Below are 20,478 nucleotides of genomic sequence, written 5' to 3'. Positions count from 1 at the left end.
ATTAAATATTTACAATTTCATAAACATCTTCTGCGTTCTCTATTGAGACTCTCTGGTTAACTGCTTTATTTAGTGCATATTTTAAAACATATTCAAAACGTTCTATTCCATTAACGCTTTCAAAAAAACTTCTTTTGGTATAGTAGTCCGCTTTTTGAAACTCTGCAATGCTAAGTGGTTTGACCGCAGATTCAATCTCTGCCACAAGTGATTCACAAAACGACCTGTTTAGAATCCCCATCTCGTTCAGCATCGATAACTCGTATTCAATAAATTCCAAATATTCAAGATTTAGGTCAACTTCATTTGAAGCTGCTACAGAAATAGGATAGGAAAGAATGAATTGATCATACAGATCAGGAGAACCTGAATCTTTCAAAAGAAGAGCAATCTTATAAAAATTATGCCTAATTGTAAAATGATCAATTGCAGTAATGACAGAATATGAAAATTTCACTATTGCTTTTTCAATAGTATTAGGCTGTTTCTCTGCAAGTGTAAGAAGTATAAAAGAAGATCTTTCAGTTGACCATTGAATTTCATTTTTTATACAACTTTGGATTAACAAAGGTATTATAAATTCTGGATCGGTATTGCCCAATCTTAGAATACTGTGATAGGTTCTTTCTGATATCCTGTCAACGGGATGATTTAACAGCCAAATCAAGAAATTGCCTATCTTTTCATCATTAGAACGTATGCTGGCATCATTATCATTTATCCAGTCATATTTTTCAACAATTTCAGATGTGGGTCTTATTAATTCTTTAAAGTGCTCTGAAATAACATCGTAAATATTTTCAATCTGTACTGATGAGAGTTTGTTTTCTAAGAACCATATGAGCTGTGAGGTTACCATCCATGGAAGATCGTCAAAGGTTTCTATGAAATATCGTAATTCGGAAATTGTTTCTTTATCGGAATTGAATAGACTCATTAATAATCCGCGTGACTTTACGCTTGAGGATGAATAATTAGGTGACCAGACTGGTAATTTTGAGTTTTTAAAAGCTTCGATACCCTGATCAATTAGCATTTTTCTTTTTGACTGGATTTTGTGGAACTTACTATAATTTTCAATGAAAGGTGTGAAAAAGTCAATTTTCTTTTCTTCAGGAATAGATAAGCTGTCTAATTCTTCGTCTTTATTTTTCTTATCTTCAATTTTCCACTCAATTGAAGCTTCTTTCAATTGTTTTTGAAGTTCAATTTTGTAGGAATCATTAAGAAAGCTGAAAATTCCAGTCAAGTAATTTACTCTTGTGTTTTTCATCTTTGGGTGTGAAGCAATTTCAACAACTGATTTCAAAAGAATATGAATTTTGTTATCATCAATTTGATCAAGTTCACTTAATACCTGGTCATGTATTGCGGCGTAATATTCAATATAGTCTTCTACATCTGGGTTTATTATGAATATTTCAGCTAAAGCCCAGCATAAATAAGGAGATTGGATTTCTGCGCTTTCAATAATTTTATAAATAGCGTTTTCTGGCGTTATATTATTTGCGCCAGCTGCATAACCATGTCCTAACATCGGCGTATCGATAGTATCGTATTCGGCATTTTTTATAACCTGATGCTGCGGAGGTAGGCACTCAAATTTAAAATATTCCAATGCCACTTCAAGCTGGTCATTCTCGACTAATCTACTTACAAAACTTTCTTTGGAATTTCTAACAAATCTTTTAAAAGTCATTTCACCGGATGCAAAATCTAAAAGTGCGGCAAAATTCTTTAAATTTTCTTTAAAGGAAGGACCTTCATTTTTTAAGGTAAGGGTACGGTTTATTAAGGCGAGCTGATCCTCTTTGTACCAGCTTGGCCCCATTGAAGTTTTAAGCATTTCCGAGAATACTTCTTCAGCCATTTCGATATTTCCAGCAAGTCCATAGATTTCCATTATTTTTAGTAGCTCGGGTGTTCTTTCCCATCTGTTTTGCACCCCGTTTAAAGTATATTCCTTCCATATTTCGATTATTTCAGATAGTTGCTCCAATAATTGATTTTTAACGAGAATTTTGCAAATTTCGTAGATTGAATACCTGAATCCTTCAGAATACAAGCCGAGCTGATCTTTACATCTGTTTTGAAGGTTAAGTACTATCTGGCTAATTTTTCCGGGTGCGAAATCCACTATTATTCTGACAATGTTAGAATAAATTATTGGGAATATTTTTTCAGGTAGATGATAAGATCTCTCCCATATAATTCTTTCCTGAAGGGAAAAATTTATTTCTAAGCAGAGTTTTATTAATTCATCAATGCAAAATTCATAATTCTCTTCAATAGCTTTTAAGAATAGTATTTTTCCTTCCAAAAACCCTAGTTTGCTTAATACGCCGATGAGATAATCTTCCCAATTTCTAAGACGTTCGACAGGGGATAATTGCACCGGATAGCGGCAGTTTTTATCGAGATAACCAATACAGCGGAATTGGAACAGAATATCATGAACTGTATCATAATTTGGATCGACTCTATTTTCAAGACGTAAATCGTATTCTTGCTTCTGCTTCGGGCATTTATCTATGATTTCTGTTACAAGTTTGTGATTGCGACTATAATAAATTAAAGAATAGATTATGCTTTCTAGATTTTCAGATTCGTATCCATAACTACTTATTACGTGTTCGATATCTTCAATTAATATTTTAAAAGTGCCGTCAGATCTAACATTGGAGGTATTGTAGTGGTTCAGATCTTCGAAAATGTTTGCGGTTCTTGAAAGCATATTTACCCATTTACTATCAATTTCTAGCTTACTATCTTCAGCTCTTTTTTCAACATTGACATAAAAGTCAAGTGTGCGCAAGATGTATGAATTGTGCCAAGCGGTTGATTGTTCTCTAATTGTCAGAAAGGCGAGCATGGCATCATTATCTCCGGCATCTTCAGCGTTATTTTGTAACTGTAAAAGAATTTTATTGATAGAAAGGCATTTTGCAGTACACTGCTCAAAATCATAATTGACTAGAAGAGTGTATGCCTTCATCATGATTCCAAATATTTCGACATTTATTTCACTTCCCCATCGTAAACCGTCATTAATAGTTTTTCGATATCTCTTTTCAAGTGCCGACAATAGAATTTCCGCTTCGTGAAATGCTTGGTTCTCAAAAAATAGCCGAAGAAATAGGATGCTTTCTCGGTCATCAACCAATAAGATCCTGTCTCTGACCAAATATTTTAGCGCTGCTGAATAATTTTTAACTGAAATCATTGCTAGAGCCAGATAATAGGCATTTTCGGCAAATACGCTGTCATATCTAAAATCAATTCGCTGAAGCAGCAGGAGCAGACGTATTGTCTCTAAAGTTTCTTGTAAATCAATCGATAGGGAGATAATCTGCTTTATATCGCTAAGAACCAAATCTGGAGGGACATCATTTTTTGTGCAAAGATCCGCCCAGTCTTGATTGCAGCGCTGCAGAGATAAATGTTTTTTTGATCCTCTGCTGTAATGATATAGCAGATTATTGATCGAGAGGTCGGACGTGCTGTCTTTTTCTAGATACCCACATATATAATCGTTGGCAAGTTCACTGCTTTCGCTAGTTCTACTTTCAATAAACAACTTGAATGAATTGTGATATATCTCCAAATATTGATCACCATAGAGCAGATACTTTATAGATTCGAAATGTGATCTAAATGTAAGTTTATATGTTTCAGGAAGCATTCCAAAAGCTTCCGTTTCAGAAATCGGCTCGCGAACCTGGGAGAATATAATCATTATCCACAGCTTCTCAGGACTTTCGTAGAATCGCTGCCAAATTGATTCGTAGTATTTTGTTATATCACCTTTGATTGATGGAATTTCATTTAACCATTGTTCTAATTCATTGGTAATGAAGTTACTGTTAGTATTTTTGATGAAATTCACCAAGTATCTTAAATATAAGGGATGGCCTTCAGATTTTAGTGCTAATTCCTGGACTGCTTCCATATTTAGAAGTTCTGTACCTAGAACCTTTATAATAAAATTTTCACACTGAGATGCCCCTAAAGGAGTGACATCAATGATCTGCTCTTCTTGTAAAAGCGATTTAATTGAGGAGGGCAGAATCTGTATTGAAGTGCAGGAAAGCAGTATCTTAACACCTGCTGGAATTTCAAGAGGAAGAATACTTAAAAAATCATTTAAGAATTCAATTTCATCCAATCCATCTAAAATTAAAATACCTGTCTGGGCCTTATTTTGGTAATATAGTCCTAATTCAGATAAAAGGTCAGGCAGCCTGAGTAACCTGTCTTCAAATGAAATCTCTTCTTTTGGTATTCTGCTGCCAGTTATTATAGTTGAGCATAGATTCTCTAAATAATCTAGAAAAAAGCCCCTAGATTTTCGTAAAGCACCTGACTCCGTACTGTTGGGTATCTTTAAAAAATATCTGCCAATAATTTTTAGATTTTTTTCAAGGGGAATGTATGATGCAGAAAGAGTTGATTTCCCGCTTCCTGGAGAGCCTTGTAAAAGGAACCATTTTGATTCTGTCAGTAAAGCCTGATCTATGTTTTTTAGTACATCAAGATTTGGGGTGGATGTAGATATTTGATCTTCAAATTCAATTGGAGTACCATAATTCGGTGTGTTTTCTTCAACTTTTATACCGGCTTCAGCTAAAAAAGTGATTGCTTTCAATGTACTTATAAAAGCTAGCCTGTCATCAATCTGCCTAAGTATAATACCATAAACTTTTCCGCCTATTATTAATGGAGCTCCTGAAAGACCTTCATAATCATATCCAGAATCGATTCCCAGATCAGATATAATGTAATCACTGATTTCATTGGCTATCATTTGAGAAATTTTCCCTTGAAATGGAGTTATGTTAATATTACTTTTAGATGGAAAACCATGTGTTTCGCAATTCTCATTAATTCTTAAAATTGATGCTTCTAAAGGCAGTGTAGGTAACTCCTGTTCTGAAAAAGAGAGAATACAAAGATCCAGTTCGAAACTGTATGAGACTATGATGCACTCAATTAAGCTACCGTTTATTTTGGCGTTTATCTTTTCTCCGTTCAGATTGTCCGAAACAACGTGGAATGCTGTGATGATTTTTTTTGGTGCTGCTGCAAAGCCGGTTCCTTGGTCATCACCACAGAAGATTTCAATACAAGAACTTGCTATTTGTGATGAACTTATTATTTTGATCATGATAGGATTATTTTATTTTAATATTTTCCTGAGCAACTATACACTCATACTTATATTTGTCTTTTAATGTACTGTCATTTATAGTTTTAAGTAATGGAATTTCATAATTAAAATATAGACTCCGTACAAAATCGCAATTTCTAGTAACAATCCGCGCAATTGTCTCTATATCCGGGTGGTTGAACGACTTGCCGTTGGTTGATATAATGTACTTATCTGAGTCAATCAGACTTAATAGTTCTTTAGAGGAGTTTAGTACGCTTCCATGGTGGGAAATTTTAATAAGATCAAAATGGATAGGAAATTGATCAGAAGTATATGCAGACTTCAAATTGTCAATAATTACTGAGGGGTGCGAATCAGCAAGAAAAAGCATTTTTTTTCCAAAAGTTTCCAAAATAAAAGAAATTGAACTTCCATTTGCAACAGTTGCATCCTCATCAAAATCCAACAATGCCAATTCTTCCATATCAATTTTTACTGATGATATGTTTTTGCTCTTACTAAATTTTGGTTCTTTTTCCTTTGAAATTATGAATTCAAAAGCATCATCAAAGTACTCAGTTGAATTCAAGTCATTAATAAAGCCTAATTTGTATAATTCTTTAGCCCAATAATTCTTTAGCTTTTCAAGTCTTACTTTGTTCGGGGATAGAATTTTAAAATGAAAAGGATCTGCTATGATATCAGTATTATTAATACAGGGACCGTTATTAAATTGCGAATTCCAATTATAACCTCCATTTAAAATAAGAGCTGCCAGTGTTGACCCTTTTTTTGCACTTATATTTTTTTCAGATTCAATGCTGTCATCTTTTAGAATTGAAGAAATCTTAAGTTCTTCTATTTTTTTTGAATGCGTACCTAAAAAAAAATGATTATGACCACCAATATTTTGAAGATGGCGGTAAGAGTTATGCCAAATGTTATCGATTTTTATAAAGGGATCAGAATTATTTTCCTCAAGTAATTTTATTATTCCAGAAATATGATCACTATCGATATGTGAAACTATTAAATAGTCAACTTTCTCGCCCTTCGCTTCGAGATCAACTAGAATAGGCTTAATACAATTCTTATATGTGCTGACATAACCGCCATCCAACAGGATATTCTTTTTGTCAAACGAAATTAAAAAGCAGTCGCCATTACTGGCTGGCAAAATCCTCACAATAAGATTGTTTTCATCCATACTTGTCATTTAGTATTTTTTATTATTCATGCCAATATCATTCTTTTGAATTAATCAAAGATATTTAGTTTTTTTTAATAAGTAAATGATTTTGGGAAGGATCATTGAGAAGGCGCTCCAATTCAGAATTTACAATTTCTGAAATGTCAGCTTTAATTTGGTTATAGTTGCTTTCAATCATAGTATTATTTATAATGCGCACGGGATCAATTTCCCGGTATAACTGTTCTTCCTTTTTAAGAGCATCATGGTCATTGATTATATTAGAATGAAATGTCTTAAGTTCTATTTTGCAGTCTGGATTGTCTGCCACTATACCAACAAATTCGCCTGAACTTAGAGAAGATATTTTTGAGATAGGAACAGCATATTCTAACTGTTTTGATCTGCTGACAGATGTGTCCGAGCTATTGATGGAAAGGCTCTCTCGGTCCTGCATGATTTTTCCTAAACGCTCTGAGAGCTGTTTGGCGGTATCTCCATTAACCTGGCCGCTTATGATGTTACCCGTGATATTCATTATTACTTCTGCCTGTTCACGTCCGTAATCTTTTCGAAGTTGGCTGAAGTCCTGGATGCCTAAGCAAGTGCTTACCTTATTGCTTCTGGCGGTAGCAATAAGACTGTCAATGTTGTTTAGGAAAATGGTTGGAAATTCATCAAAAATAAGACTGCTTTTCAATTTTCCTTTCTGGTTAACCTGCTTTATCAGTCTGCTTATATATAGAGACAAAACAGCACCATAAGTTTGGATTTTCAGAGGGTTATTTCCCATGCATATAATTTTGGGTTCGTCAGGGTTATTTATGTCTAGAGTGAAGTCATTCCCCGAGAGTACATAATAGAGCTGTTGGCTTGATAGCCTTGCCATTGATATTTTAGCTGAGGCCACCTGCCCCTCAAGCTGTTCCATAACGTCATTTAGGTATGCACGGCTAAAAATTGACTTTAAGGAATCCGAGAGCAATGGAAACTTTAAAATAAATCATTACCATCAAAATTACGGATATGATTTGGAAGCAAGTTTAGCAAAGCACTCTATAAAAGAACTTGAAACGCCCCAATACAGAGAAGATCTTTTAAATTCACTGAAAAAAGGTAATCTTCAGTCAGTAACTTTTGTTGTTAAAGGAGTTGAAAGTAAACAGTATGTTGAGGCAAACCCGCAATTTAAAACGGTTAATGTTTATGACAATAATTTGCAAAGGATTAATCATCGTGAGAGCAAAGAGGAGAAACAAAAAGAAACTCAAGGTAAATCTGCTAGTAAGGATTTTAGCCAGACAAAGGAATCTGTTTCAGATGAGGTAGCTGAAGTAGAAAAAAAAAGATCTCAAAGAAAAGGTAAAGCTAAATCTTTATAGGTAGTTAGATGGAAACTTTAAAACCTTTGTCAGATTTCTTTTTAGCAATTGAGAAAGATTTCCGTATAAGTACAACACATATTGCACTTTATGCTGCTTTACTTCAATATAGAGTTGAGAAAGGTTTTGTAAATCCTATACAGGTCTATAGATATGAAATAGCTCCTTTGGCAAAAATTTTATCAGCTTACACCTATCATAAATGTATTCAGGAGTTGAGTAATTATGGTTATGTAAAATATGAACGATCGTTTAAGAAAACACAAGGGAGTAAGATTTATTTTTTTGAGTGATGGATTAATATAAAAATAAAGGCCCTTAATGGGGCTTTTTTTCTATAAAAGAATATAGAAATGAAAGATGACCAGGAAAGCATAAAAAAGGAAAATAACATCACTAAAAGATAAATAATTATGAAACCATATAGATTTGAAGATTTACTGAATACTATTGGAGAGCTACTTTTGAAAATGAATAGTATTGAAAAACTTTTACAAGAAAATAAAGTAAATACTGTTGCCGCTGATGATGATTTGCTAACTATTTCTGAGGCAGCAAAATTATTAAAGTTATCAGTAGCCACTATTTATACCAAAGTCTGTAGAAATGAAATTCCCGTCAGCAAACAGGGTAAACGCCTCTATTTTTATCGTGGAGAATTATTAAATTGGATAAAATCGGGTCGAATTAAAACTATTGCTGAAATACAACTGGAAACTGAATCTAAATTTAATTCAAAAAATATATATAAATAAACAAGAAAGACAATACTTTGGATAATGTCTTTCTTGTTTTACGGTGTTTTTATTTTAAACTTATCCTCATAGAAGCTTCTCTTTTTTTCTCGTCAATTATTTTGGTATATATCTGAGTTGTTTTAACGCTTTTATGGCCAAGCATTTTAGAAACAGTAAATATATCCGTTCCAGAGAATATCTGAAGAGTAGCGTAGGTATGTCTAAAACAATGAAATGTAATATGTTTTGTAATTCCGGAGTGAGTCACCCAGACAGGTAGTACCCTATCTACATCCCATTTTTTTAAACCAGCAAATACTTTTTCATTTTCTTTTGTTCTTTCACCGAGAATCTCAAATGCCTCATCGGAGATAGGCATAGTCTGAAGCCCTTCAGTTTTCTTTTGCTTAAATCTGATATAATATCCATCATCTTCTATAAATTGTACTTCAGACCATGTAAGTTTTACTATATCTGAATACCTGATTCCTGTCAAGGTAGAAAATATAGAAATTTTATGAACAATAGCGTTTGAACAAGGTGTACTAAATAACTTCTTAGCTTCGCTCAAGGTTAAAAAGTTTCGCTGGGATTCCTGTTCTTTGATTGAATCTATTCCAGAGTTAATGTCGGTTCTTAATTTTCCTTCTCTATAAGCCCTTTTAAGAGTAGTTTTTAGTTTATTATGATAGGAAAGAGCTGTATTTCGAGATAATGTTTTACCTGTATCTCTTCTGCTTTTGGCTTTTAAGAGATATTCTCTGTAATCATTTATTAATATTACCGTTACATCTTTAAAGCAGATATCCTGGTTTTCAGTAAATGATTCAAAGTGTGAAATTGCACTATACCAGATCGACTTGTTGTTTCCCTCTTTTTTATCTGCCAGTTTCTTGAAATACTTTAGAAAAGAGCCTTGTGAGATCCTCTTGATTTCCAGCTGTTCTTTTTCAAAATCGGAATATACATCATCTTTGCGAAGTTCGTTTTGTCTACGAATCTGGATGAGTTCGGCTGTATGCAGGTTTTCTATATTTGAAATTTTTTGAATCTGGCTGTTTGGTTTGTCAAAAAGATACAACTTTAAAAATTCACGTCGTGTAGACCTGTTTGTTTCGGTGTTCAGTACTGGGGGGTAAAAATCCAAATAAAGAGAAATTCTGCCGTCAGCTAGAATTTTTTTTCTTAGTGTTACATTAGTCTTTTTCATTGTCTGGGGCATTAAATATTACATCAATATCTTTTTTTGCGACGTAATTAAACTTTCCAACAGCATATTTAGTTATTCCATGTCTTTGAATAAGCAGATATAAAGCTGCTGGTGAGATTCTGAATTTCTGCTGAATCTGAGTTATGGTATAACATTTATCCAGTCCCGGAAACTCCTGAACAGGCCGGAGCAGTGACTCCTGCAAGGGAATGGCGAAAAAACTGTCCAAATCACATCTGCGTATGATTGTTCTTCTACCAAATTTTGCGATATCAAGCTCACCGCGCTCAATGAGCCTGTAAATAGTCCTTCTGCTAATACCGAGTAAATTACTGGCTACATTAACATCGATATAATCTTTTGCTTTTAAAGCTTCAAAATTGGCATTTTTAAACGTTTCCACCTGCTTATTGCTTTTGTCAATTTTTGACTGGCGAGTCCTTGCTTTATAAGCCTTGGAGCCGCATTTCTGCGAACAGTAAAGTGTCTTTGTGGTGCGTGCTGTAAACTCATTTTCGCAGAATTTACAGATTCTGGTAATCTCAATTTTTGAACTCATAATTAATGTGACTTTAAGTGTCCCACTATGACTATGTGTGTCTCTATGTGCCATAATTTGGCCAAATGAAATAAAAAATTTGTACCTCGGTTTTCGAGGTACAAATGGGGTACAAATTTAATCAAAACATGGCTAAACAACCAAAAGAAAAGATAAATAAAAAACGGGTTAAAATATTGTTTATCAATACTTTAACTCGTTTGTTTGTTTTTGTTTTTTGTTATTTTGTTTCTCTATTTGCCGATGCAGAAATTCGCAAAAATATTCCCTAACAATTCATCGTTGGAAACCTGACCCGTAATAAGACCAAATTGGTATAAAGCTTCACGTATGTCAAGTGCAATCAGGTCGCTTGAAAGATTAGTTTCCAGACCAAATTTCACTTTCTGAATTTCATCCAGGGCTTTAAGTAGAGAATCGTAATGCCTTGTATTCGTTACGATAGTTTCATTATTACGAAGTGCTCCTGTGTTCACGTAAGACAGCAATTGCTCTTTTAGTTCTTCCACTCCAATATTTTCTTTAGCCGAAATTTTTAGAAGTTTTAAGTTTAAAGTTTCAAGTTTTTGATTGATGTTCCCGATTTCATTTTCACTCAATAAATCAACCTTGTTGACCACTACTAATATGGGTTTAAGAGGGTATTTGTTTTTAACTTTTTCAATTTCTACAATATAGTCAGAACCTGAAACCTGAAATCTGAAACCATCAAACAAAAAGACTACAAGCTGTGCCTGATCGATTTTTTCGAAGGTTTTTTTAATTCCGATGCTTTCTACCACATCTTTAGTCTCACGGATTCCTGCCGTATCAATAAATCTGAAACCAATTCCGCCAATCACTAACTCATCTTCGATGGTGTCGCGTGTGGTTCCGGCAATGTCAGAAACAATGGCGCGTTCTTCGTTCAATAAGGCATTGAGCAGAGTAGATTTACCTACATTGGGTTCTCCCACAATAGCAACCGGAATTCCGTTTTTGATGACATTACCAACGGCAAACGAATCAATCAGACGTTTTAGAACAAATTCGATTCTATTTAATAACTCATGAAATTGAGTACGGTCGGCAAATTCTACATCTTCTTCTGCAAAATCCAGTTCTAACTCAATTAAAGAAGCAAAGTTTAGTAGCTCTTCACGAAGTTTGGCTATTTCATTGCTAAAACCACCACGCATTTGCTGCATAGCGATTTGGTGTGACGCTTCATTATCTGATGAAATCAAATCGGCAACCGCTTCTGCCTGCGATAAATCAAGTTTTCCATTTAAAAAAGCTCTAAGGGTAAATTCGCCCGCATCAGCCATTCGGCAACCTTTTCGTAACAATAACTGAATAATTTGCTGTTGGATATACGTCGAGCCATGACATGAAATTTCAATCGTATTTTCTCCTGTATAAGAGTTAGGTCCTTTAAAAACAGAAACCAATACTTCATCAAGTGTTTTTGAATCGTCCACAATATGGCCTAAATGCAAAGTATGGGTTTTCTGGAGAGTTAAGTCTTTGTTTTTTATGGATTTAAAAACCGAATTCCCAATGGCAATAGCATCGGAACCTGAAATACGGATGATCGCAATAGCTCCAGCCCCGGATGGGGTAGCCAATGCAACTATAGAATCTTGATTTATCATGCTGCAAAGGTATAAAAAAAGCCATAAAGTTGCGAACTCAAAGAAGAGTTGATTAGGAGACTTTCAGCTTTTTAAATGTCAATTTTAGTAATTTTTTAAATGTTAAAATACTGATAATTATCAGTTTGATTTGCATTTAGAATGTTTAAATTTGAGAAACAAACCTTTAATCTCAAGCAAAATGAAAAAGATACTATTTCCCACAGATTTTTCTGAAGCAGCGACAAATGCTTTTGTCCATGCCTTAGAATTTGCCAAAATTGTAAACGCCGAATTAGTTTTGTTACACACTTTTGAGATTCCGGTTTACGATAGTCAGTTTTTCCCCGAAAATTACGCCTCGATTTACAGTTCAATCGAACTGGCAAAGTTTGAAATGTTTAAAGATGAGATCCCAAGGCTTAGAACTATTGCCGCGGAACGAAAATTAGATCACATCGTACTCAAACATCGTTTGATGGACGGTGATTTGATTTTTAATCTGAAAAATGCAGTTGAAGAAGATCATGTCGATTTTGTGATAATGGGAACTTCAGGTGTTTCAGACTGGACAAAATTTTTCCTCGGATCGAATACAAGTTCTGTAATTTCAGAAGTCAAAGTACCCGTTTTGTGTATTCCCGCAGATGCAAAGTTCAAAAAAATAAAAACAATTGGTTTTACAACCCGCTATCGTGAAAAAGACAAGGCTGAGCTTCGAAAAGTGCTGGAAATAGCAAAGAAAACAAATGCTAAAGTAAAAAGTCTATACGTTAGAGCATCAAATACAGATGTTTCTGATGCTACAATTAAAGAATGGGATAAAGAATTTGCTCATGAAAATGTAGAGTTTTTGGTCTTGCCAAGTGATGAAGTAAAAGAGACTATTCTCGATTTTGTACTGTATAAAGATGTGGACGTTCTGACGGTTATTACACACAAAAAATCTTTCTTTGAAAGTATTTTCGAATCCAGTTTCAGTAAAAAAATAACTAAGGAAGTTTCGATACCGGTTTTGGTTATGCATGAAAGCTAAAATCAAAGACTAATTAGTGCTGGAATGTGAGTGTAAAAGCTATATTTGTGTTTCATTAATTTATAAGAATGGAAGCCTATCACAATAAAGTTGAATACTATACAGCACACTTTAATAAAATCAACAAAAAATACAACAGCATCAGTATTCTGCGTCTTTTAAGCGTATTTCTGTGTTTGTTTTTATTGTTTTACTACATAAAAACGAATGAAATACTTTACGTAGCTTTTGCTTTTCTATCTTTTGTTGTTTTTCTTTTTTTAATGCGCATTCATTCGCATTTATCTTTTAAGAGAGAACATACAAAGGCAATTCTAAAATTAAATAAGAATGAAATTGCTTATTTGAAAAGAGAAAAAATCCCTTTTGAGAACGGAATCGAATTCAATGACTTCAGTCATCCGTATGCTTACGATCTGGATATTTTTGGGGAGCATTCGTTATTTCAAAATCTAAACAGAACGGCCACTTATATCGGAAAAAAAACACTGGCCAATCAATTGCTGAATTTGTCTTCCAATGAAACTATTCTTGAAAATCAAGAAGCAATCAAGGAATTGAAAACTAAAATGGATTGGCGTCAGGATTTTTTGGCCTTGGCAATGATTAGTTATGACACAAAGAATACTTATGATGCTTTAATTTATTGGAAATCATTTCAAAATAATAAACTACCTAAAGTTTTAATTGCGTTATCCGTTATTCTTCCAGTCCTGTTTTTTGGCTTTTTGGCAGCCTATTTTATTACTTCAAAAGTAATTTTATTATCGTATCTGACCTATGTTTTTATTGCCAATATGATTGTTTTGGGAAGTTCGTTTAAACGGATTCAGTCAGAGATTGCGAAGGCTGATAATGTGGATAAAATTATTAAGCAATATAGTTTACTGGTTCAAAAAATTGAAACAGAAACTTTTCAGTCAAAAAGATTGATTGATTTACAGCAGGAGCTTATTTTTAAGAATGCAACGGCGAGTAAACATTTAAAAGATCTTTCGGAGCTATTTTCCAGAATGGATACGATTAACAATTTTGTTACGGCAACGGTTTTTAACGGCATGTTTTTATTCAATTTGCATGTTTTAAAAGCGCTTTTGAAATGGAAAGAAAACTATTCTGAAAAATTGGAGCAATGGATTAATATTGTTGGCGAGTTTGAAGCACTGAATAGTTTAGCTAACTTATCGTATAATAATCCTGATTTTGTGTTTCCCGAAATTAATTCCGACTATAAAATTGGATTTTCAAATTTGAGTCATCCTTTGTTAAATTCGGCAACAAGAGTAGGGAATGACACTCACTTTTATCCTGAATCTTTCCTGATTTTAACAGGTTCTAATATGTCAGGTAAAAGTACTTTTTTAAGAAGTTTAGGAATCAATATGGTACTGGGAGGAATTGGTTCAGTAGTTTGTGCTTCAAAAGCTAACATGCATCCACTTCCTGTATTAGTTTCAATGCGATTGTCCGATTCGTTAGCCGATAGTGAATCGTACTTTTTTGCTGAAATTAAACGTTTAAAGCAAATTATGGACGCTTTGGAAGAACGTCCTGCTTTTGTTTTATTGGATGAAATTTTGAGAGGAACAAACTCTGATGATAAACGAAACGGAACAATCGAAGTCGTTAAAAAGGTAATCGCTAAGAATGCAATTGGTGCGATTGCTACACACGATATTGAGGTGTGTCTGACAACAAATGAATATCCTGAGGTTTTAACCAATCAGTGTTTTGAAGTCGAAATTAAAGACAATGATCTCCATTTTGATTACAAGCTGCGTGATGGAATTTGTAAAAATAAGAGTGCAACTTTCCTGATGAAGAAAATGGGAGTAATATAATAGATTTTTAGATTATTCGATTTCTGGATCTTTAGATTACATACAGAGTTTATACTTTTACTCAAAATCCAAAAATCGAATAATCTAAAAATCTATAATTTATTTCTGTACTTCTTTAATGGTATTCACAAAAGCTTCGACTGGCTGAGCTCCCGAGATTGCATATTTTCGATCAAAAACAAAAAAAGGAACTCCTTGTATGCCCATATTCTGCGCCTGAATAAGATCAGTGTGTACATCGCTGATGTATAATTTTTCATTTTCAACTGTTTCTTTGACTTCATCTGCGTTTAAACCTGCTTTTACACCAAGTTCAATCAAAGTTTCGGGATCATTTAAGTCTCTTCCTTCTGTAAAATAAGCTCGAAAGAAAATTTCTTCCATTTCATCGGCAAGATTTTTGGTCTTGGCCAACTGAATAATGCGATGTGCCGACAGTGAATTCGAAACTATTGCTTTATCAAAATGATAGTCCAAACCAACGCTTTTAGCGTGTTCTACGACTCCTTTGTGCATTTCGACGGATTGTTCAACAGAGATTCCTTTTCGTTCAGCGAGAAACGTATAAACGTCTTTATCTGTTTGTGCTTCAATAGTAGGATCAAGCTGGAAACTTTTCCATTCAATTTCAAACTCGTCATTAGGAAATTCAGCTAAAGCTGTTTCCAATTGTCTTTTTCCGATATAACAAAACGGACACATGATGTCCGACCAAATTTCTATTTTCATAAATCAAAAATAAGGAAAAAAATTGTTTTCGATTTGGTTTTTCTTTAGAAAACAAACCCGACAGGTTTTTAAAACCTGTCGGGTTTATATGTAATAAGACAAGAAAGAGAAAAATTTTATTTTGACTTGGAATTCATTTTTTTTACAATTTTTTCAAGAGATTTGATTTTTTTATTTTGTTCGATGGTGTAAAGTGTAAGTTCTTCTATTTTTTGAAGGAGTTTCATTTGAAATTCTTTCATGTTTACTCCATTTTCTGCCATTTCTTTTTCAGAAGCTACCTCTGGGAGGTGTTTATTTGTTTTGATGAATTTTTCTAAGCTATTCAAATTCATTAGCTTATAGTCTTCTTTAAATACAAAATCACAGCCATTTACTGATTCAACTTTTATTTCTTGTGCTCTGATTGTTCCGCAGACGTCTAGCTTGTATGTTGGTGAATAAGTTCCAGTTCCAATATTTCCACCATTTGGTGCAATTAATATATTTTGTTGGGAAATTCCTGGCTTAACAGCTTGTAAATAGCCCGCGGAATATCTGTCATCATATCCCATATATAGAAATTGATTCGCTGTTGTACTTTTTAATTTAAAACTACCGATTTCGTGTCCCCCCTCAATTTCAAGTTTGCTGGTCGGATTAATAGTTCCGATTCCTATGTTTCCGCCAGATTTGAGATATAGAGGGGTTCTAATTCCGGTTTCACTAAATGAAAGATCATTATCGCTTGAAGTAATGTCCCATATTTTATTGTTATTGTTAAAAATTACACCGCCATTTTTTACACCAATTTGTCCGGCAACAGTCAAAGTGCGATCCGGGTTATTTAATCCAATTCCAATATTTCCACCGTTAGGAGCAAGCAATATATTTTGCTGTGAGATTCCGGGTTTAACACCTTGTAAGTACCCGGCGGAATAATTATCGTCGTACCCCATGTAAAGAAATTGATTTGCTGTTCCACTTCTTAATTTGAATGTACCGATTTCATACCCAATTTGTGATGAACCATCGATTTCAAGTTTTGTTTTTGGATCGGAAGTACCAATACCTACATTTGAAGTAGTTGTTGTGCCGTTCCATTGGGCATGCATAGTTGCGATACAGTTTAATAAAAACAGGGTAAGTATTTTTTTTTCATGGGATTTACTTTTGATTTTAATTGATTTTTGTTAAGTTTTGTGTAAAATAAAAAACCGCAACTCTTTTTGGGAATTGCGGTTTCTAGGTATAAAAAATGGTTGGTTAATAGCGATGTTGTATTTTTTTTACAATGATATGTCTTTAATTTGAAACTAAAAAAGATCTCTGTAACAAAAAGAAGTTTTGATGTTAACTATTTAACATTACTGGCATTACTAACATGGTAACAGTTTCTCCTTCTTCTAAACCGTCTACCGGTGTTAGGATTCCTGCTCTGTTAGGTAATGACATTTCCAACATAATCATATCGGATTGTAAGTTAGTCAGCATTTCAGTTAAAAAACGTGAGTTGAAACCAATTTGAAGATCATCTCCTTGATAATCACAAGTTAGTCTTTCCTCTGCTTTGTTAGAGTAATCGATATCTTCTGCAGAAACGTTTAATTCAGCTCCGGCAATTTTTAATCGAATTTGGTGTGTCGTTTTGTTAGAAAAAATGGCCACACGTTTCACCGAGCTTAAAAACAAAGAACGGTCAATCATTAATTTGTTTGGATTTTCTTTTGGAATTACCGCTTCATAGTTAGGGTATTTTCCGTCAATCAAACGACAGGTTAAAATATAATTGTCAAATGAGAAAGTCGCATTTGAATCGTTGTATTCAATTTTTACTTCAGCATCAGAAGTTCCCAGGATACTTTTTAAAATATTCAAAGGTTTTTTAGGCATGATAAAATCGGCTACCTGAGATGCTTTTACATCTGTACGGGCATATTTTACCAATTTATGAGCATCTGTTGCTACGAAAGTTAATCCTTCTGGTGAGAATTGAAAGAAAACTCCAGACATTACCGGACGTAAATCATCATTTCCGGCTGCGAAAATAGTTTTACTTACAGCAGTTGCTAAAACATCAGCAGGAACAAGCGTTACAGATGGTTCTTCAAGACTTACTGATTTTGGAAATTCTTCTCCTGCAGCGTATGCTAAAGCATATTTTCCTGAGTTTGAACTAATTTCGACGGTATTGTTTTCTTCAACGGTAAAAGTTAAAGGTTGTTCCGGGAACGTTTTTAAAATTTCAAGCAAAAGTTTAGCCGGTACAGCAACACTTCCTTTACTTGTAGAATCGATCGACAACGTAGCAGACATGGTAGTTTCAAGATCTGAAGCCGAAACGGTCAGTTCGCTGTTGTTTAGTTCAAATAAAAAGTTGTCTAAAATTGGCAACGTATTGTTACTGTTAATTACACTACCTAAAACTTGTAATTGTTTTAATAAGTACGAACTCGATACTATAAATTTCATCTCTATTGTTTTATTTTTTTGCTCTTTTCTTTAGTCTTTTCTCAACTAAGATAGGTTTTACAAATATATCGTAAACAATCTTAATTTGTGCATTTTTTTTATTAACATCTAGTTACTGTATTTTCTTTTTCGGATGTAGGTAAATGCCAGTCCGAAAATCAATAAAATTAGAATTGGAAGTCCGATAGTTATGAATTGCGTGAGCGTGTAATTTTCATAAACTTTCTCTTTGTCTAATAATGGCAGACTGACATCTTTACTTCTAATGTTAATAAGTCCTGTATCGTCCAGTAAATAATTAATACAGTTCATCATAAAATCTTTATTGTCGTACAGGTTTCCGGTACGCTGATCGTAGCCCAATTCAACCGGCATCATATTTTTGTCGAGTTGATTTCTGGCCAGATCACCATCGGCTATTACGATCATTTTGTTTGGTTTTCCTTTTGCTAAAAACGAGTTTTCTTTGAAAGGCAAAACACGATTTTCAAAAGCGGAGTGGAAGGATCCTTCTAATAAAACCGAAAGCGGAATATTTCCTTTGTTTGCATAATCCTGCGGAGTCGTTTTTTCGGTAACGCTATTTAAAGTAATGGGAGCCGGAGTTCCGATTGCTTTTGAATAAGGAGAGGATTGTAGTAAAACCGTTTTTTTGATTCCGTTTTTCAAAGTATCAATCGGACTGGCGAAATCAAATTTGATTCCCCCCAGATTTTTAACGATCGGATGTTGACTGCTCGGCTGCACCAGAGGAGCGTATTTCCATATGAAATCCTGATATTGTGTAGCGCTTCCTTGTTCGCCTGTAGCAAGTTTTAGCGGACTTCCTTGTTCGTCCTTTATCAGATCAGGATTGATTCGGATTCCATATTTAAAAAACATATCGTTAAGATTCAGATCTCTCGGATAAGCCAGAGTCGCTCCCGCCTGGTTGTACAAGCTGTCCATATCGGCGGCAACCTGATCAATTAGCCATAAAGTTTTGCCTCCATTCATGATGAATTGGTCCAAAACCTGTTTTTCCTCATCCGTGAACGTTTCGGTTGGCTTTGAGATAATGGCTAAGTCATACTTTTTTAAGGCAGCTAAAGTTCCTGTTGGATTTTGTCTCACAGAATCTAATGTAAACGGACCAATATAATAGCTTTCACGAATTTGCTGGAGCATTTTGGCAATGTGAATTTCGTTCAACTCTCCATTTCCTTTTATAATAGCGACCTTTTTTTGTCTGTCTTTGCTAATTTTATTGATCGCATCTGCAATCGAATATTCTAAGTGCTGAATTGATCCGATTACTTTTTGAGTTGTTGAAGCTCCCATAATGTTTTTCAACAATGGAATATTAACTTCTTTATTATTGTAAACTGCAACGGCCCACGGAAAAACCATTGCCTGAGATTGTTTTCCTTTATCGTCGACCGTGATGTTTATAGGTGTAAGACCTTTTTGATACAGCGATTTAATAACGTCCATGCTTTCGTCTTCATTTTCCAGAGGATTAACGAATTCAAAAACAATATTGCTGTTGTAGGCCTGAAATTCTTCCAGTAACTGACGAGTCTCTTGCTGAAGACGTTTGAAGTCCGGCGGAAGTTCACCCTGCATATAAATTTTAATCGATAGTGGATTCTTTACCTGTTTTACGATTTGTAAAGAAGTTTCAGATAGAGTGTATCGTTTGTCTTTGGTTAAATCGAATCGGTGGAAGAATAAGCTTCCCAATACATTTAAAGCGATTAAAACAAAAACGGTGATGCCTAATGTCTTAATATTTTGTTGAGTAGATGATTTCATTACGCTTTAAAAGATTTTAATTGATAAACAGTAAACGACAGAAACAATGCGGTGATGCTTAAAAAATAAATCACATCACGAGTATCGATTACACCGCGGCTCATACTTTTAAAATGATCCTGCATTCCCAATACTGAAATAATAGCGGAAGATCCCGGAATCAGTGATGCGAGTCCTTCAAAACCAAAATAAAGAGTAAAACACAGAAAAACAGCTATGATAAAAGCAACAATCTGATTTTCGGACAGGGTAGAAGTAAAGATTCCGATTGCCGAATAAGCAGCAATTAAAAACAATAGTCCAAAATAAGAACCGATAGTACTTCCCATATCAATATTTCCTTCGGGAGCACCTAAACTTGAAATGACTTTCACATAAATAAGTGTCGGAACGATGGCCAAAACAATTAATAAAAAAGAGCCCAGAAATTTTCCGTTTACAATTTCCCAGATCGATAAAGGTTTGGTTAATAATAATTCCAGTGTCCCCTGTTTTTTTTCATCAGAAAAACTTCTCATGGTAACGGCCGGAATCAGAAAAATCAGAATCCATGGAGCCAGGGTGAAAAATGGCGTTAAATCAGCATAACCTGAATTTAAAATATTGTAGTCGCCCTCAAATACCCATAAAAATAGCCCGTTGCTGATTAAGAAAATGGCAATGACCAAATAACCTATAGGAGAGCCAAAAAAGGATTTTATTTCTCTTAAAATGATTGATTTCATGTATAACGTTTATTCGTTTATTTGTTTAATCGTTTAATTGTTTTTTTGTTTCAGGTTTCAAGT

At 34.2% G+C, this 20,478-nt stretch carries 16 protein-coding genes; 5 read left to right on the top strand and 11 right to left on the bottom strand.

All coding sequences use genetic code 11. From position 1 onward, the window contains the following. Position 1: 1 nt before the first annotated feature. From C245_RS0109775 to C245_RS22880, 3 genes are read right to left on the bottom strand one after another with little or no spacing between them, the layout of a single operon-like run. The gene (locus C245_RS0109775; protein WP_017496413.1) at positions 2-5,164 is read right to left on the bottom strand and encodes a serine protease; all 5,163 of its coding nucleotides are present in this window, start codon (positions 5,162-5,164) and stop codon (positions 2-4) included. A 7-nt stretch (positions 5,165-5,171) separates the two neighbouring features. Beyond that, complete coding sequence (avs1a, locus tag C245_RS22885) at positions 5,172-6,365, bottom strand: AVAST type 1 anti-phage system MBL fold metallo-hydrolase Avs1a (RefSeq protein ID WP_017496412.1); 1,194 nt, start codon at positions 6,363-6,365, stop codon at positions 5,172-5,174. 55 nt (positions 6,366-6,420) lie between these two features. Next, positions 6,421-7,269 carry a TraM recognition domain-containing protein gene (locus C245_RS22880; RefSeq protein ID WP_017496411.1) on the bottom strand — a complete coding sequence of 283 codons (849 nt, stop codon included), beginning with the start codon at positions 7,267-7,269 and terminating at the stop codon, positions 6,421-6,423. Positions 7,270-7,369: 100 nt separating this feature from the next. On the opposite strand from C245_RS22880, the gene C245_RS22875 reads away from it, so the two are divergent. The 3 genes from C245_RS22875 (at position 7,370) to C245_RS0109750 (ending at position 8,475) form a co-directional block, all read left to right on the top strand. Beyond that, positions 7,370-7,720 carry a hypothetical protein gene (locus C245_RS22875; protein WP_017496410.1) on the top strand — a complete coding sequence of 117 codons (351 nt, stop codon included), beginning with the start codon at positions 7,370-7,372 and terminating at the stop codon, positions 7,718-7,720. A gap of 8 nt (positions 7,721-7,728) precedes the next feature. Continuing rightward, positions 7,729-8,013: a hypothetical protein gene (locus C245_RS0109755; protein WP_017496409.1), complete on the top strand. Its 285-nt coding sequence runs from the start codon at positions 7,729-7,731 to the stop codon at positions 8,011-8,013. A gap of 120 nt (positions 8,014-8,133) precedes the next feature. Beyond that, positions 8,134-8,475, top strand: coding sequence for a helix-turn-helix domain-containing protein (locus C245_RS0109750; RefSeq protein WP_035746474.1), 342 nt, complete (start codon positions 8,134-8,136; stop codon positions 8,473-8,475). Between the two features lie 49 nt (positions 8,476-8,524). Here C245_RS0109750 and C245_RS0109745 read toward each other — a convergent pair whose 3' ends face one another. From C245_RS0109745 to mnmE, 3 genes are all read right to left on the bottom strand, one after another. Then, positions 8,525-9,667, bottom strand: coding sequence for a site-specific integrase (locus tag C245_RS0109745; RefSeq protein WP_017496407.1), 1,143 nt, complete (start codon positions 9,665-9,667; stop codon positions 8,525-8,527). Continuing rightward, positions 9,654-10,280, bottom strand: coding sequence for a helix-turn-helix domain-containing protein (locus tag C245_RS0109740; RefSeq protein WP_232424347.1), 627 nt, complete (start codon positions 10,278-10,280; stop codon positions 9,654-9,656). Before C245_RS0109740 ends, C245_RS0109745 begins: the two co-directional genes overlap by 14 nt. A 179-nt stretch (positions 10,281-10,459) precedes the next feature. After that, complete coding sequence (gene mnmE, locus C245_RS0109735) at positions 10,460-11,860, bottom strand: tRNA uridine-5-carboxymethylaminomethyl(34) synthesis GTPase MnmE (protein WP_017496405.1); 1,401 nt, start codon at positions 11,858-11,860, stop codon at positions 10,460-10,462. Between the two features lie 181 nt (positions 11,861-12,041). Here mnmE and C245_RS0109730 point away from each other — a divergent pair, with 181 nt between their 5' ends. Continuing rightward, positions 12,042-12,875 carry a universal stress protein gene (locus C245_RS0109730; protein WP_026109976.1) on the top strand — a complete coding sequence of 278 codons (834 nt, stop codon included), beginning with the start codon at positions 12,042-12,044 and terminating at the stop codon, positions 12,873-12,875. A 68-nt stretch (positions 12,876-12,943) separates the two neighbouring features. Beyond that, entirely contained in the window at positions 12,944-14,716 is a 1,773-nt protein-coding gene (locus tag C245_RS0109725) for a DNA mismatch repair protein (protein WP_017496403.1), read from the top strand. 99 nt (positions 14,717-14,815) lie between these two features. On the opposite strand, the gene C245_RS0109720 is transcribed toward C245_RS0109725, so the two are convergent. The 5 genes from C245_RS0109720 to gldF all read right to left on the bottom strand — a co-directional run bounded on the left by C245_RS0109720 (position 14,816) and on the right by gldF (position 20,415). Beyond that, on the bottom strand, positions 14,816-15,445 hold the full coding sequence (locus tag C245_RS0109720) for a DsbA family protein (RefSeq protein WP_017496402.1): 630 nt from the start codon (positions 15,443-15,445) through the stop codon (positions 14,816-14,818). A gap of 116 nt (positions 15,446-15,561) precedes the next feature. Further along, positions 15,562-16,539 (bottom strand): hypothetical protein, encoded by a 978-nt coding sequence (locus C245_RS23670; protein WP_017496401.1) that lies wholly within the window; start codon positions 16,537-16,539, stop codon positions 15,562-15,564. Positions 16,540-16,777: 238 nt separating this feature from the next. After that, entirely contained in the window at positions 16,778-17,896 is a 1,119-nt protein-coding gene (dnaN, locus tag C245_RS0109710; protein WP_026109975.1) for a DNA polymerase III subunit beta, read from the bottom strand. A 108-nt stretch (positions 17,897-18,004) separates the two neighbouring features. Next, positions 18,005-19,690, bottom strand: coding sequence for a gliding motility-associated ABC transporter substrate-binding protein GldG (gene gldG / locus C245_RS0109705; protein WP_017496399.1), 1,686 nt, complete (start codon positions 19,688-19,690; stop codon positions 18,005-18,007). Beyond that, entirely contained in the window at positions 19,690-20,415 is a 726-nt protein-coding gene (gldF, locus tag C245_RS0109700; RefSeq protein WP_017496398.1) for a gliding motility-associated ABC transporter permease subunit GldF, read from the bottom strand. Before gldF ends, gldG begins: the two co-directional genes overlap by 1 nt. Positions 20,416-20,478 lie beyond the last annotated feature (63 nt).

It is taken from the genome of Flavobacterium sp. WG21 (assembly GCF_000335775.1).
Classification (GTDB): Bacteria; Bacteroidota; Bacteroidia; order Flavobacteriales; family Flavobacteriaceae; genus Flavobacterium; species Flavobacterium tructae.
Note: the sequence above shows the minus strand (reverse complement) of the source record. Positions and strands in the feature narration are given on the sequence as shown.